The organism is Micromonospora sp. C28ISP2-4, from assembly GCF_030519385.1.
Taxonomy (GTDB): domain Bacteria; phylum Actinomycetota; class Actinomycetes; order Mycobacteriales; family Micromonosporaceae; genus Micromonospora; species Micromonospora tulbaghiae.
The window spans coordinates 480,515-494,873 of the sequence record NZ_JAUMKG010000006.1 but is presented as its reverse complement, the minus strand read 5'-3'; the positions used below and the strand labels follow the sequence as shown (position 1 = coordinate 494,873).

Below are 14,359 nucleotides of genomic sequence, written 5' to 3'. Positions count from 1 at the left end.
CCGTGCGGTCACTGGCTCGTCCTTCCCCTGGGGGTGGAGGCGCGCTCGACCACGACAGTGGTCGACTTGATCACCGCGACGGCGACGGAGCCGACCTGGAGGCCGAGGTCGTCGACGGCCTCCCGGCTCATCAGCGACACCACCCGGAACGGCCCGGCCTGGATGTCGACCTGGGCCATCACGGTGTCCTTCACGACTGCGGTGACGATGCCGCGCAGCCGGTTGCGGGCCGAGGACAGCTCGGGATGGCCGGGAGCGCGGACGAACGCGGCCACGTCGGCGCCGTCGAGCAGCCGGTGACCGTGCTCGTCGCGGGTGGCCGGCAGCTTGCCGGCGTCGATCCAGCGGCGGACCGTGTCTGCGCTGACCCCGAGCAGCTCGGCCGCCTCGCCGATCCGGAACACCGTCACGCGCTCACCCTAGCGCTCCGCAGGTGCGGGCCGGAAGGGGCATTGTCGCTCGCAGCCGCGGCCCTCTCGGCGGTCGACGGCCCGGAACTGCGGTTCAGTCGGCCGGGGCGATCCGGACCCGGCGCAGCAGTTGGGCGTTGAGCGCCACCACGATCGTCGAGGCGGACATCAGCACCGCGCCCAGCGCCGGGCTGAGCGCGACACCGGCCCAGGCGAGGACGCCGGCGGCGAGCGGGATCGCGACCACGTTGTAGCCGGCCGCCCAGGCCAGGTTCTGCCGCATCTTCCGGTACGACGCGCGGGACAGCCGGATCACGCCGCCGACGCCGCGCGGGTCGGAGCCGGCGAGCACCACCCCCGCGGATTCGATCGCCACGTCGGTGCCCGCGCCGATGGCCAGCCCGACGTCGGCGCGAGCCAGCGCCGGTGCGTCGTTCACGCCGTCGCCGACCATCGCCACCGTCAGTCCCCGGTCGCGCAGCTCGGCCACCGCCTTGTCCTTGTCGGCGGGAAGCACCTCGGCGAAGACCTCGTCGACGCCGGGCCGGAACCCGAGGTCGGCGGCCACCGCCTCGGCGACCGGGCGCGCGTCGCCGGTGATCATCACGATCTTGCGTACGCCGAGTTCGCGCAGCTCGGCCACGGCGGCCCGCGCCTCCGGGCGGACCTGGTCCTCCATCCCGAACGCGGCGGTCACCTCGGGCCGGCCGCCCTCGGGCAGGCGGACCAGGTGCAGCACCGCGGCGCCGCGGTCCGACCACTCCCGCGCGGCCCGGGCCAGGTCGTCCGGCACCGGGGCGTCGAGTTCGCGCAGCAGCGCGGGCCCGCCGACCGCCCAGTCCACGCCGTCGACCGTGGCGCGCACACCCCGGCCGGTCAGCGCGCGGAAGCCGTGCGCCGCCGGACGCGTCGCGCGCGCGTCGGCGGCGGCCACGAGCGCCCGGGCGAGGGGGTGCTCGCTGTCGGCCTCCACCGCGCCGGCCAGGGCCAGGGCGGCGGTCTCGTCCAGCCCGCCGGTGGTGGCCACGCCGGTGACCGTGTGGCGGCCGGTGGTGAGCGTGCCGGTCTTGTCGAACAGGACGGTGTCGACGGTGCGCATCCGCTCCAGCGCGAGCCGGTCCTTGACCAGGATGCCGGCGCGGGCCGACAACGCGGTGGACAGCGCCACCACCAGCGGGATGGCCAGGCCGAGCGCGTGCGGGCAGGCGATCACCAGCACGGTCACTGTGCGCACCACCGCCTGGTCGGGGTCGCCGAGCAGCGCCCATACCGCGAACGTCGCCAGGCCGGCGAGCGCCGCCAGGTAGAACAGCAGCGCGGCGAACCGGTCGGCGAGCACCTGCGCGCGTCCGCCGGAGGCCTGCGCCTGCGCGACGAGCCGCCCGATGCCGGCCAGCGCGGTGTCCGCGCCGACCGCCTCGACGCGTACTCGCAGGGTGGAGTCGGTGGCGACGGTGCCGGCGACCACCCGGTCCCCGGCGGTGCGGGCCACCGGCCGCGACTCCCCTGTGATCATCGACTCGTCCAGCTCGGCGGCGCCCTCGACGATCCGGCCGTCGGCCGGCACCCGCCCGCCGGGGCGCACCAGCACCAGGTCGCCCACCCGCAGCTCGCCGACCGGCACCGGATGCGGCCGCCCGGCGTCGTCCAGGCGCTCGGCGTCGTCGGGCAGCAGCGCGGCGAGCGCACCGAGCGCGCCACGCGCCTGCCCGACCGCCCGCATCTCCTGCCAGTGGCCGAGCAGCATGATGGTGACCAGCGCGGCCAGCTCCCACCAGAAGTCCAGGTCGAACAGGCCGAGGCTGGTGGCGGCCGAGGCGAGGTACGCGACCACGATCGCCATCGAGATCAGCAGCATCATGCCCGGGGTACGTTCGCGCAGCTCGCGGAGCCCGCCGGTGAGGAACGGCCAGCCGCCGTAGAGGAAGACCACGGTGCCGAGCACCGGGCCGGCCCAGCGCACGCCCGGGAAGTCCAGCGAGTAGCCGAACCAGTCCATCACCATGTGGCTGGTGGCGACGATCGGCACGGTGAGCGCCAGGCTCAGCCAGAAGCGGCGGCGGAACTGCTCCGGGTCGTGCCCGGCGTGCGCGCCGTGCCCGCCGCCGTGGTCGCCGTGGTGGCCGGTGTCGTGACCGGATCCGTGCTCCATCGCACCACCATACCCCCTGGGGGTACCGGCCGCACCGGCTCGGCGAAGTGGCGCGGGCGACAGCGGAGGTCACTACCTGTCGTAGACGGTCACCGGGATGCCACGGTCGGACAACGCGCGCCGGATCAACGGCTCGATCCGCTGCCACGAGCCACCGGCCAGCCCGCAGCCGATGCGCGGCATGTGCACCGACGCGCCCAGCGCCTCGGCGTGCTCGGCCACGGCCGTGAGGCAGCGCTCCACCGCGTCGTACCGGATCGGCGGGCCGGCGCTGCCCCGGCGCATCCCGCGCTGGCCGACCATGTTGGCCACCCACAGGTCCGGCGCGACCCGGACCAGCCGGACGGCGCCCAGCCCGAAGTCGTTGCCGGCCCGGTGCCGGTGCCACTCCCGGTAGTCGCGTTCCGGCTCGGGCCACCGCCGCGAGACGGCGAGGACGAAGCCCTTTCCCCAGCCGCCCAGATCGTTGCAGACGTGCGCGACGATCTTGGGACCCTTCGCCTGTGGGCTCGTCGCGTCGCCGCGCGCGATCCGGAACTCCGCCACGCCCGGCATCCTGCCGCAGGGGTACGACGATCAGCGCTGCGGGCGGGCGCCGACGCTCGGCCGCTCGGCGGGAGTCCGGCTCTGCCAGGGCCAGCGGCCGTCCAGCTCCACCTCGAGGGAGAAGCTGAGGAACGTACGGACCAGCACGATCAGCGCCAGCACACCGACGCTGGTGAACGTGGGTGACACCGCGACCGTCCGGATGATGTCGCCGCCGACCAGGAACTCCAGGCCGAGCAGGATGGCCCGGCCGACCCCCTGCCGGTACGCCCGGTAGTGCGCGACCACCTGACGGGTCCGGGCGCAGCGCACCGCGAACACCGCCGTGGCGACCGCGACGCCGACCGCGATGACGAGCACCCCGGCCAGGTCGAGCAGCGTCCCGACGTGCTGAACGATCTCCTTCGTCGACACCCGGCACCCCCGCACCAGCCTGGCGTACGGCCGGTCGCGGGGGCGGCGTTTCCGCGCTCCCGCCACCCGGTGGGCGGGGACGCGGATCGGGTCAGTCCTGGGCCTGCCAGCGGTAGAAGACGGTGGCCACCGAGTCCTGCGGGCCCTGCCACCGGTCCGGCCGGTACGGCTCGATGTACGGGCCGAGGTCCTGCATCACCTTCCCGAAGGCCGGCTTGTCGCCGTGCTGGTCGCGGGTGGCCTCGGCCGCCGACGACTCCTGTTCGAGCAGGTGCACGTAGACGTCGTCGATCGAGTAGAGCCAGCGGCCGGTGACGCCGAGGTCGGCCGGGAGCGACCCGGCGTCGGACTCGCCGAAGACCCGTGCCACGTCCGGCTCCGCGCCCGGCTTGATCCGCCCGACGATCACGGTGAGCGTGGTGTCGGCGGGCGGCTCGCCCTCGGACGCCCAGTGGTAGAACTCCTTCGCCACCGAGTCCGACGGGTTCTTCCAGTAGCGCGGGTACGGGGTGACGTACGGGCCGATCTCCTCGGCGATCTTCTGGAAGGCGGGCAGGCCACGGGTCTGCCCGGAGATCCGCGGGTCCTGTTCCCGCTCGATCACGTGGATGTAGAGGTCGTGGTGCGACAGCAGGTACCGGCCGATGACGCCCAGGTCCTGCGGACGGGTGGCCTGGTCGTAGTGGCCGAACACGCCGCCGACGATCTGCTCGCTGCCGGGGACCATGTGACAGACGATCACGTTGCGGAAGACCATGACTGCTCCTTGATGATGAGCCGCGACGGCGGCGCCGTCAGGCGGTGAAGGTGACAGGCAGTTCCAGCAGGCCGCGGAACGGCGAGGCGGCGGGGAGCCGGCGCACCTCGGCGAGCGGTACGCCGAGCCGCAGCCCGGGCAGCCGGCGCAGCAGCGTGCCGAGCGCGAGTTCGGCCTCCATCCGGGCCAGCGAGACGCCCAGGCAGTAGTGGACGCCGTGTCCGAACCCGAGGTGCGGGCCCCGGACCCGGCGCAGGTCCAGCCGGTCCGGGTCGGCGAAGTGCGCCGGGTCGTGGTTGGCCGCGTTGATCGCCACTCCGACGATCGCGCCGCGCGGGATGCGTACGCCCTGGTAGTCGACGTCCTCGGTGGCGATGCGCGGGCTGGCCACGGGCAGCGGCCCGTCGAAGCGCAGCAGCTCCTCGATGGCGGCGGGCAGCAGGCGGGGCGAGGCGCGCAGCAGTTCCATCTGCTCGGGGTGCGTGAGCAGGGCCAGCACCGCGTTGCCGAGGAAGTCTGCGGTGGTCTGGTGCCCGGCGAACAGCAGCAGGAACGTGGTGGTGACAAGCTCCGCCTCGGACAGCGTCCCGTCCCGGTCGACGGCCCTGATCAACGCGGCGATGATGTCGTCGGCCGGGTCGTCGCGCTTGGCGCGGACCAGCCCGGCCAGGTACTGGTGCAGCCGGAGCTGGGCCTCCTGCACCGCCGCCCGCTCCTGGGCCGGAGGCCGGCTGGTGGAGCCGGAGGTGCGGATGACCTGGGTCCAGTCGAGCACCCGCCCGTGGTCGGCGGGCGGCACGCCGAGCAGTTCACAGATGACTGTCATCGGCAGCGGGATGGCGAAGTCGTGCATCAGGTCCGCCTCGCCGTGCGGCGCCATCTTGTCGATGAGCTGGTCGACGATCGACGCCACCCGGGGGCGCAGCGCCTCGATCCGCCGGGGCGCGAACGCCTGCGACACCACCCGGCGCAGCCGGGTGTGCTCCGGCGGATCGGAGTTGAGCATGTTGCGGTTCAGGCCCTCCGAGTTCGGGCCGAAGATCTTCAGGTAGTGCTGCTCCGGTCCGTACAGGTCCTTGGACAGGCGCGGGTCGGTCAGCGCGGTGCGCGCGTCGTCGAAGCGGGTGATCAGCCAGGAGTCGAAGCGCGGCGAGCCGACCGGGCAGACCGGCCGCTGCGCGCGCAGCCGGGCCAGCGCCGGGTACGGATCGGCGGCGAACTCGTCGGTGTACAGCTCGCTCGCCGGCACCACGTCGTCGGTCATCGCCCCTCCCCCGGCTCGCCGGCCACGCTGTGCAGCACCTGGTAGGTGTGCCGGTCGGCGGACTCGCGCAGCTCGCGGATGATGCTCAGCAGGCGGTCCCGGTGCGCGCTGCGGCCGAACGCGTCCAGCCGCTCGCGGTCGGCCCAGTCGCTGATGATCAGGTAGCTGCGCGGGTCGTCGGCGTCGCGGACCAGGTCCTGGTGCAGGCAGCCGTCCAGCGTGCGGATCTCCTCGGCCGCGCTGAGCCACTCGGTCTCGAAGCGCTCCTCGCAGCCCTCCCGGGTCCGCATCGACAGCACGGTCCGGACCCGGCTCACCGGACGCTCCCGAAGACCAGGTGCAGGTGCTTGCGCAGCGCGTCCGGGTCGACCGGCGCGCCCCGGAACCCGATGTGCCCGTCCGGGCGGATCAGGTACAGGCCGGTGCCGTCAAGCCCGTACGCGGCGCGGAAGCGGCGCTCGGCGTCGCGCACCACCGGCGGGTCGAGCAGTCGCGGCTCGTCGGCGTCCGGGTCGAGCAGGAGGTACGCCTCGATCTCCCCGCCGGCCAGCCGCCGCACCTCGGCGCACAGCCCGGTGAACGCGGCCAGCTCCCCCGCGTCGGCCGTGCGGTCGGCGTAGAGCAGCAGCGTGTGCCGGGTGCCCCGGGTCAGGTCGCGCAGCCGCAGCGGCTGGCCGACGCCGCGCCGGCGCAGCCCGTCGACGTCGGGCGCGATGTCGCCGGGGCGGGGCGCGTCGCCGAGCGCGGCCGGGTCGGCGACGGTCTCCCCGACCAGCGGGCTGCCGGCGTAGCTGAGCAGCATGGACATCTCCTGGAGGAACTGCCGTTCCAGGTCGGCGCGGTCCACCTCCTCGGTGCCGGCCATCCGTACCGCCCGGCCGACGATCTCCTCGCCCTCCGGCCGCCGTTCGGTCTCGTAGCTGTCCAGCAGGCCGGGCGCGGCCAGCCCGCGCACCGCGAGGGCCAGCTTCCAGGCCAGGTTCCAGGCGTCCTGGATGCCGGTGTTCATGCCCTGGCCGCCGGCGGGCGGATGCAGGTGGGCGGCGTCCCCGGCGACGAACACGCGGCCGTCGCGGTAGCGGTCGACGATGCCGTGGCTGATCCGGAACACCGACGACCAGCGCAGGTTGCTCGCCCGGGTGCCGGGCGGCGCGAGGCGGTCCAGCGCGGCCTGCACATCGGAGATGGTCGGTTCGTCGAGTTCCTCGCTGAACCCGGGCGGGGCGTCGCGGCCGCCGGTCTGGGCGAAGAAGCGGGGCGGGGCGAGCGTGGCGATGCGGTAGCGGTGCTCGCCGCGCAGGGGTACGCAGACGAGCATCCCGTCCATCTGCCCGTCGGTCATGTGCAGGAACCGCAGCAGGTGCCCGTCCGGCATGTCCCAGTCCACGTCGACGTCCACCAGCATGAACAGCTGAGGGAACCGGCCCAGCCCGCCGGTGAAGGTGAGCCCGAGCCGCTCCCGTACCCGGCTGTGCGCGCCGTCGGCACCGACGAGGTACGCCGCGCGTACCGTCTCGGTGCCGCCGTCGGCGGTGCGGACGGTGGCGGTCACGCCCTCGGCGTCCTGGGTGAGGTCGACCAGTTCGGCGCCGCGCTGCGGGCGCACCCCGAGCGTGGCCAGCCGGGCGGTGAGGATCCGCTCGGTCTCGTACTGCGGCAGGCCGAGGTGGGCATACGGCAGGCCGGGCAGCTCCCAGCTCATCCGGTGGGTCTGCTCGCCGTTGACGAAGACCATGTTGCCGGTGAGCCAGATGCCGGCGTCCATGGCCTCCCGGACGACGCCCTGCTCCTCCCAGATCTCCATGGTGCGGCAGTGCACGCCGATCGCCTTGTCCGCGTGGCCGGGCGGGGTGACCTGTTTGTCGATCACCAGGCAGTCGATGCCCCGGCGGGCCAGTTCGACGGCGGCGGTCAGCCCGGTGGGCCCCGCCCCGACGACGAGTACGTCTGTTGTCCTGTGCACGTCGGCCTCCCAGCCCGTCGTGGGGTGTCGGCGGTCGTCCGCGTCGGGCACGACGTGGAACAGCCGGCGCCGGATGTCGAGAAGGAACGGTGCGATCGGTCCGGCCTGCGCCGAGGCGTGGGCCGGGTCGCCGATCCAGGCGAGGAACGGCGCGGCGCCGTCCCACTCGGCGAAGATGTGGTGGATGTCCGAGCCGGGTTCGCGCAGCAGTTGTTCGCGGCGGTAACCCGGTATCGCGGTCATCCGCCGGACCACCTCGGGGTAGCCCCTGTGGAACTCGGCGAGCCGGTCGAGCGGCACTGTCAGCTCGACGTCCACGTAGACCGGGCCTGTTCCGTCGCCGGTCTCGCGCATCAGTGGATAGTCGGGGCCGTCCGCCGGTTCGGTAAGCGGCCGGAGCATGCCGGCCAGGCGGGCCGCCACCGGCCCGCCCCGGTACGCGCGCAGCGCCGCCTCGTCGGCCCACTCGGTGACGACGACGAAGCCGCGCGGGTCGAGGGCGTCGCGCAGCAGCTCGTGCCGCAGGTTGCCGGCCAGCGCACCGAGCTGCCCTGCGACCGTCTGGAAGGCCGGCCCGACCGCGGGCTCGCACCCGGTGCGCGCGCGCAGCCGGAGCATCGTCCTGATCATGCAGCCCCCTCGAACGGTGCCGTCGTCGTGCCGCGACCCTGCCGCAGCGCGCGTCACCCGCTCGTCACCGTCGACCCGCCGCACGTCCGGTCCCGGTGACGCGGCCGGGACGGTCCCGCTTATTGCAAAACTTTGGCAACAAGCCTCGACAGGGTCGCCTGTCGGTAACTATCGTGGGCGGCATGACTCCTTACGACTTGGATGTGCGTGCCTGGCAGGAGAGCTGGGACAGGCAGCAGGAGGCGTACCTGCCCGACCGGGAGCAGCGCTTCGCCGCGATGCTCGACGCCGTCGATGCGACCGCCGGCGACCGGCCGCCACGCGTGCTCGACCTCGCCGGCGGCACCGGATCGATCAGCCTGCGGACGCTGGCCCGCCGGCCCGACGCCGAGGTGACGGTGCTCGACCTCGACCCGGTGCTGCTCACCCTCGCCGAGGCGGCGCTGGCCGGGCGGGCCGCTGTGGTGACCGCCGACCTCAACCGGTCCGACTGGGCCGCCACGCTGCCGCACCGCGACTACGACGCCGTGCTCACCGCCACCGCCCTGCACTGGCTCGACGGTCCGCGCCTGGCGCAGCTGTACGGCGAGATCCGCGACGTGCTGCGCCCCGGCGGCGTGTTCGTCAACGCCGACCACATGCCCGACGACACCATGCCGACGCTCGCCGAACGGTTGCACGCGCGGGCCGGCGAGCTGCGGGCCGCCCGGCACCGTGCCGGCGCAGCGCTGTCCTGGTCGGACTGGTGGGCGCGGGCCGCCGACGACCCGGTGCTCGGGCCGCTGGTGGAGAAGCGGCGGCAGATCTACCCGACCGGGCACAGCCCGGAGTGGACCCCGCCCGCCGCGTGGCACCTCGACGCGCTGCGCGCGGCCGGCTTCACCGAGGCCGGCGTGCTCTGGCGCGGCGGCGGGGACGCCGCGGTGGCCGCGCTGCGCTGACCCCCGGCCGGCACGCGACCCGGCCACGCCGGACGCGGACAGAGCCGCCCGGCCGGCCGAGCGCGGGCGCGGCGCGGCGCGTGGCGGCGGGGCGCGGCGCGGCGATCAGGACAGCAGGCGGGCCAGTTCGGTACGCGAGCGCACACCCAGCCGGTGGAAGACGTTGCGCAGGTGGTGGTCGACGGTCCGGGTGGACAGGCACATCCGGGTGGCGATCTCCCGGTTGGTCGCCCCCTCCGCGACCAGCCGGGCGATGTGCAGCTGCTGCCCGGTCAGCAACTGCTCCGGGCCGTGCCGCACCGGCCCGACCGACTCCCCCGCCGCGCGCAGCTCCTCCCCCGCCCGGTCGGCCCAGACGGTCGCGCCGAGCAGCGTGAACGCCTCCCGGGCCCGATGCAGGTGCGCGCGGGCGTCCCGGGGCCGGCGGCGGCGGCGCAGCTCGCGGCCGAACAGCAGCTCGGTGCGGGCGCGTTCGAACCGGTCGGTGTCGGCCGGGTGCAGCCGCAGCGCGGCGTGGAACTCCCGTTCGGCCTCCGGGCCGCCGCGCGGCGCGAGCAGCGCCCGGCAGCGCGCGGCGAGCGCCCGCCGCGACGGGCTCGCCGTGCTGCTGGCCCAGTGGTCGAACACGGCCAGTGCGGCGGCCGGCCGCCGGCCGTCGTGTGCGGCGGCCTCCACCAGGTACGGCGTGGCCATCACCTGGACCAGCACCTGCCCCCGGCCGGTGCCGGTACGGGCCAGCGCGGACAGCCGGGCCACCGCGTCGGCGTACCGGCCGTCGATCAGGTCCAGCACGCCGAGCGCCCAGCGGGCGTACGCGTCCGGCCGGCTCCCCGGCGCGGCCCCGTCACCGATCTCGGCGATCCGGGCCAGCGCGGCGTCCCGGTCGGCGCGGACCGCGGCCAGCACGGCGAGGATGCCGAGGTGCACCTGGGCGCACACGTGCTGGCCGCCGGCGCGGGCGGCGCGCACGCCCTCGCGGGCGGTCTCCGCCGCGGCCTCGTGCCGTCCCAGCCAGTATTCGGCGACGGCCCGCAGCTCCAGCGCCCGGGGCAGCAGGGAAAGCTCGCCGCGCGAGCGGGCCACCTCCACCGCCCGGCCGGCGAGCCGGTGCGCGGGACCGTCCACTGCCACCAGCAGGGCGGCCGCGGCGGCGCAGACGAGCGCGCCGGGGGTGAGCGCGGGCCCGGTCAGCCGGCCTCCGAGGACGACGACCCGGCGCAGCGCCGGACCGCCGCGCGCGTGGTCGCCTCGCAGCGTCGCCCCGACGCCCGCGGCGAACGTGGCCAGCAGGTCGAGTTCGGGCGGGTCGCCGGGCCGCCGCAGCGCCTCGGCCCGGCGCGCCACCTCGGCGTACCGGTACTGGTCGCCGGTGACGCAGATGGCCTCGCCGGCCCGGACCAGCGCCAGCAGCGCGGCCCGCCGGTCGACCGGCGCGACCGCGTCGGCGGCGGCCAGCAGCGTGGCGACCGCGGCGGCGGGCGCGTCGCAGCGCAGTTGCATGTCGCCGCGGAGCAGGTCGGCCCGGCCGTGCGCCGGTCCGGTGGTAAGGCGCCGTAGCAGCCCTCGGGCCTGGTCGGGGTCGCCGGCGGTCCAGGCGCACCGCGCGGCGGCGATGGTCAGCTCGGCGGCGCGGCCGGGGTCGGGGCTCAGTTCGGCGGCGCGGCGCAGCACGACCGCGGCGGCGGCGCGGTCCGGCACCTCGTCGACAGCCGCGCTCAGTTCGGCGGCGAGCAGGTCGGACGGACAGTCGGCGGCCGTGGCGTGGCGCAGCGCCCGGCCCAGCGCGCCCTCGGCGAGCGTGCCGGCCAGCAGCAGGTGGGCCGCGCGCAGGTCGGCGAGGGGCGCGACGGCGGTGATCATGGTGCGGGCGAGCGGGTGCGGGAACGTCACCCCGCCGGGCCCGGTGCGCAGCAGGCCGGCGGCCTCGGCGGGGGCGAGCGCCTCGACGGTCAGGCCGGCCGCCCACGCGGCGCGGACCAGCGTGCCCGGGTCGTCGCCGGGGTCGAGCGCGGCCAGCAGCACCATCCGCCGGGTCGGGACGGGCAGCCGGTCCAGGCGGGCCCGGTACGCGGCGGCGAGCGCGCCGTCCACCGGCGGCGCATCGGGCAGCGGCGCCTCGCCCCGCCACTGGGCGGGGCTGAGCGTGCCGGCCAGGTCGGCGAGCGCGGCGGGGCTGCCCCGGCTGAGCGCGGCCAGCGCGGCGGCCACCGGCGCGGGCGGCCGCTCCCGCAGCCCGGCGAGCATCGTGTGGGACTCGTGGGCGTCCAGCGGTCGCAACCCGTGGGCCGGTACGCCGTCGACAGTGGCCGGGGCGGTCGCGGTCAGCAGCATCGCCACCGGCAGCCGGCGCAGCCGGCGCGCCACCACGGCCAGCGTCCAGGCGCTCTGCGGATCGCCGGCGTCGAGGTCGTCCACCGTGCACAGCAGCGGCCGGTCCGCCGCCACGGCGGCGAGCAGGGAACGCACCGCCGCAGCAAGGGCCAGCCGTTGCTCGGCCGGGCACCCGTCGCCGCCGAGCGCGCGGCGCAGCAGCCGCCGCTGCCGCACCGGGAGCGCGGCGTCCGCGTCCAGCACCGGGTCGAGCAGGCGGTGCAGCCCGGCGTAGGGCAGTGTCGCCTCGTCGGCCAGGCCGGCGCCGGCGAGCACCGCGCGCTGCCCGGCCCACCTGCGGGCGTACGCCAGCAGGGCGCTGCGCCCGGAGCCGGGCGGCCCGTGGAACAGCAGCGCACCGCCGTCGTCGCGGTCGAGGAGGCGGCGGATCGCGGCGCACTCGTCGTCCCGGCCGCACAAGGCTATATGCACTGTCGATGCAGAAACCATGCATCCAGTGTCACAGATGGGCAACCCGTCGGAAAAGAGGCGGACACGCTGTCGGGGGTGGTCGCCGCGCGGCGACCACCCCGACAGCGGTGGGCTCAGGAGCTGGGGCAGGTGTTGCGGTACTCCTGGATCGCCGACCCGCTCGGGCCCGGGCAGAGGAACTGCTCGTAGCGGGTGTCGTCGTCGACGAACCGCTTCAGCCAGGCCACCATCTGCTTCGCCGTCGGCGTGTTCGTCGTCTGCGGGAAGAAGTGGCTCGCGCCGTCCAGCTCCAGGTACGCCTTCTCCGAGGACGCCGGGATGCTGTTGTAGAACGGGATCGAGTGGGTCGCCACCGGCGCGACGCTGTCGGTCTCGCCGCCGATGATGAGCGTCGGCACCTGCACCTCGGACCAGCTCTTGTCCAGGTTCCACGGCGCGAGCGGGACGGCTGCCTGCAGCGACGGCCGGGCCGCCGCGGCCTCCAGGCTGCCGCCGCCACCCATCGAGTGCCCGGCCACGGCGAGCCGCGAGGAGTCGATGCGGCCGCGCACCGAGCTGCGCTGGGTCAGGTAGTCCAGCGCGGCCAGGAGCTGGCGGCCCCGGCTGTCCGGCTGGTCCAGCCGGGTGTTGGTCTCGATGCCGATCACCACGAAGCCGTGCGAGGCGATCCGCGGTCCGAGCCAGCTCAGGCTGGACCAGGAGGCGGTGTAGCCGGGCGAGATGGCGACCGCGCCGAAGGTGCCCTCGGCGGTGCTGGTCGGGTAGTAGATGACGCCGCCGCCGAAGCCGGTCACGCTCAACGAGGAGACGTTGATCGACGAGGTGGCGAACGGGCCGCGGCTGGCCTCCAGGATGGCGCTCGTGGGCGCCGGGCCGCGCTCGTAGGGGCTTGCGGCGCTCGCCGCGGCCGGGACGGCGAGGGCGCCGCCGGTGGCGAGCAGTGCCGCCACGGCGAGGCGGGCGAGGGCACGGACGGGGGTACGGGAACGGGTGGTTGGCACGTCGGTCACTCCTTGCGCCGGAATTACATCGACATGCGTCAGCATCCGCGTCCGGGCCGCCGGCGCGCATCGGTGAAATCACCGGTCCCCGGGCGGTGACCCGGCCGTGACATGCACGGCGGACGATTGGTCCCATGCATCCGACCAGACGGCGTCTGACCCGGCGGTACCTGCTCGGCGCCACAGCGGCGGCAGGCGTCACCGGCCTGGCCACCGGCTGCGACCCGGACCGCCCGGCGGGCGGGACCACGGTGTCCGACGACGCGCCCGCCCTGGATCCGGCCAGTTGGGACAGCGTCCGCGCCCAGTTCGCGCTCGACCGCTCCCGGGCGCACCTCGCCACGTTCGTCTTCGCCCCGCACGCGGCGCCGGTACGGGCCGCCGTGGCCGCCCACCGCGCCGGCCTCGACCGGGACGCCTCCGGCTACCTGGCCGCGAACGAGGTACGGCTGGACCGGGCGGTGCTCGCCGCGGCGGCCGGGCACCTCGGTGCCCGCTCGGACCACATCGCGCTCACCGACTCCACGACCATGGGCCTCGGCCTGGTCTACAGCGCGATCCGGCTGCGACCGGGCGACGAGGTGCTGACCACCGAGCACGACTTCTACGCCACCCACGAGTCGCTGCGGCTGCGCGCCGAACGCGACGGGGTGACAGTGCGCCGGGCCCGCCTCTACCGCGACGCGGCCACGGCCGGGGCGGACGAGATGGTCGCGGGCCTCACCGCGGCGCTCACGCCGCGTACCCGGGCGGTGGCGCTGACCTGGGTGCACTCCGGCACCGGCGTGAAGCTGCCGGTACGCCGGCTGGCCGAGGTGGTCCGCGAGCGCAGCCCGGAGGCGTTGCTCTGCCTCGACGCGGTGCACGGCTTCGGCGCCGACGCGTCCACACCCGAGCAGCTCGGCTGCGACGTGCTGGTCTCCGGCTGCCACAAGTGGCTGCTCGGGCCGCGCGGCACCGGCCTGGTCTGGGCCGCCGAGCGGGCGTGGGCACGGATGACGCCGGTGATCCCCAGCTTCGACGGACGCGGCATCGGTCGCTGGCTCGCCGGTGGCACGGGTGGGCAGCCCGTGCCACCGGGCCCGGCGCACACGCCCGGCGGCTACCACAGCTTCGAGCACCGCTGGGCGCTCGCCGACGCGTTCGCGTTCCACCGGCGCATCGGCCCGGCCCGGGTCGCCGAACGCACCCGGGAACTGGCCGACCGGCTCAAGGAAGGGCTGGCCGGGATCCGGGGCGTCCGGCTGGTCACGCCGCGCGCCGCCGACCTGTCCGCAGGGGTGGTCTGCTGCGAGGTGCCCGGCGTGCCGGTGGGCGAGGCGGTGAACCGGCTGTGGTCGGCCGGCGTGGTCGCCAGCAGCACCCCCTACCGGCCGTCGCACCTGCGCTTCGGTGCGACGATCGCCAACGGCGAGCAGGACGTGGAGGCGGCGCTGCGGGCGGTCCGCACGCTGGTCTGAGCCGGGCCGTACGATGCCC

12 protein-coding genes are annotated in these 14,359 nt (G+C 75.4%); 2 read left to right on the top strand and 10 right to left on the bottom strand.

Annotation, left to right across the window (positions count from 1 at the left end; translation table 11 throughout):
• Positions 1-8: 8 nt before the first annotated feature.
• The 8 genes from Q3W68_RS23180 to Q3W68_RS23145 form a co-directional block, all read right to left on the bottom strand.
• A complete protein-coding gene (locus Q3W68_RS23180) occupies positions 9-410 on the bottom strand; it encodes a molybdopterin-binding protein (protein ID WP_302907461.1) in 402 nt (133 codons plus the stop codon).
• A gap of 94 nt (positions 411-504) precedes the next feature.
• The gene (locus Q3W68_RS23175; RefSeq protein ID WP_302907460.1) at positions 505-2,562 is read right to left on the bottom strand and encodes a heavy metal translocating P-type ATPase; all 2,058 of its coding nucleotides are present in this window, start codon (positions 2,560-2,562) and stop codon (positions 505-507) included.
• Between the two features lie 72 nt (positions 2,563-2,634).
• Positions 2,635-3,108, bottom strand: coding sequence for a macro domain-containing protein (locus Q3W68_RS23170; RefSeq protein ID WP_302907459.1), 474 nt, complete (start codon positions 3,106-3,108; stop codon positions 2,635-2,637).
• A 30-nt stretch (positions 3,109-3,138) separates the two neighbouring features.
• Positions 3,139-3,522 carry a DUF1622 domain-containing protein gene (locus tag Q3W68_RS23165; RefSeq protein WP_120569521.1) on the bottom strand — a complete coding sequence of 128 codons (384 nt, stop codon included), beginning with the start codon at positions 3,520-3,522 and terminating at the stop codon, positions 3,139-3,141.
• Positions 3,523-3,613: 91 nt separating this feature from the next.
• A complete protein-coding gene (locus Q3W68_RS23160; RefSeq protein ID WP_302907458.1) occupies positions 3,614-4,279 on the bottom strand; it encodes a TcmI family type II polyketide cyclase in 666 nt (221 codons plus the stop codon).
• Between the two features lie 37 nt (positions 4,280-4,316).
• Complete coding sequence (locus Q3W68_RS23155; protein ID WP_302907457.1) at positions 4,317-5,543, bottom strand: cytochrome P450; 1,227 nt, start codon at positions 5,541-5,543, stop codon at positions 4,317-4,319.
• Complete coding sequence (locus tag Q3W68_RS23150) at positions 5,540-5,860, bottom strand: putative quinol monooxygenase (RefSeq protein ID WP_302907456.1); 321 nt, start codon at positions 5,858-5,860, stop codon at positions 5,540-5,542. The genes Q3W68_RS23155 and Q3W68_RS23150 overlap by 4 nt, the downstream gene beginning before the upstream one ends.
• The gene (locus tag Q3W68_RS23145) at positions 5,857-8,136 is read right to left on the bottom strand and encodes an FAD-dependent oxidoreductase (RefSeq protein WP_302907455.1); all 2,280 of its coding nucleotides are present in this window, start codon (positions 8,134-8,136) and stop codon (positions 5,857-5,859) included. The genes Q3W68_RS23150 and Q3W68_RS23145 overlap by 4 nt, the downstream gene beginning before the upstream one ends.
• Positions 8,137-8,318: 182 nt before the next feature.
• On the opposite strand from Q3W68_RS23145, the gene Q3W68_RS23140 reads away from it, so the two are divergent.
• On the top strand, positions 8,319-9,077 hold the full coding sequence (locus tag Q3W68_RS23140; protein ID WP_302907454.1) for a class I SAM-dependent methyltransferase: 759 nt from the start codon (positions 8,319-8,321) through the stop codon (positions 9,075-9,077).
• Positions 9,078-9,182: 105 nt separating this feature from the next.
• On the opposite strand, the gene Q3W68_RS23135 is transcribed toward Q3W68_RS23140, so the two are convergent.
• Positions 9,183-11,897, bottom strand: coding sequence for a LuxR family transcriptional regulator (locus tag Q3W68_RS23135; protein ID WP_302907453.1), 2,715 nt, complete (start codon positions 11,895-11,897; stop codon positions 9,183-9,185).
• A 95-nt stretch (positions 11,898-11,992) separates the two neighbouring features.
• Entirely contained in the window at positions 11,993-12,880 is an 888-nt protein-coding gene (locus Q3W68_RS23130) for an alpha/beta hydrolase (RefSeq protein WP_302907452.1), read from the bottom strand.
• A 134-nt stretch (positions 12,881-13,014) separates the two neighbouring features.
• Between Q3W68_RS23130 and Q3W68_RS23125 the strand changes: the two genes are divergently transcribed.
• Positions 13,015-14,340, top strand: a complete 1,326-nt coding sequence (locus tag Q3W68_RS23125; RefSeq protein WP_302907451.1) for an aminotransferase class V-fold PLP-dependent enzyme — start codon at positions 13,015-13,017, stop codon at positions 14,338-14,340.
• Positions 14,341-14,359: the final 19 nt, after the last annotated feature.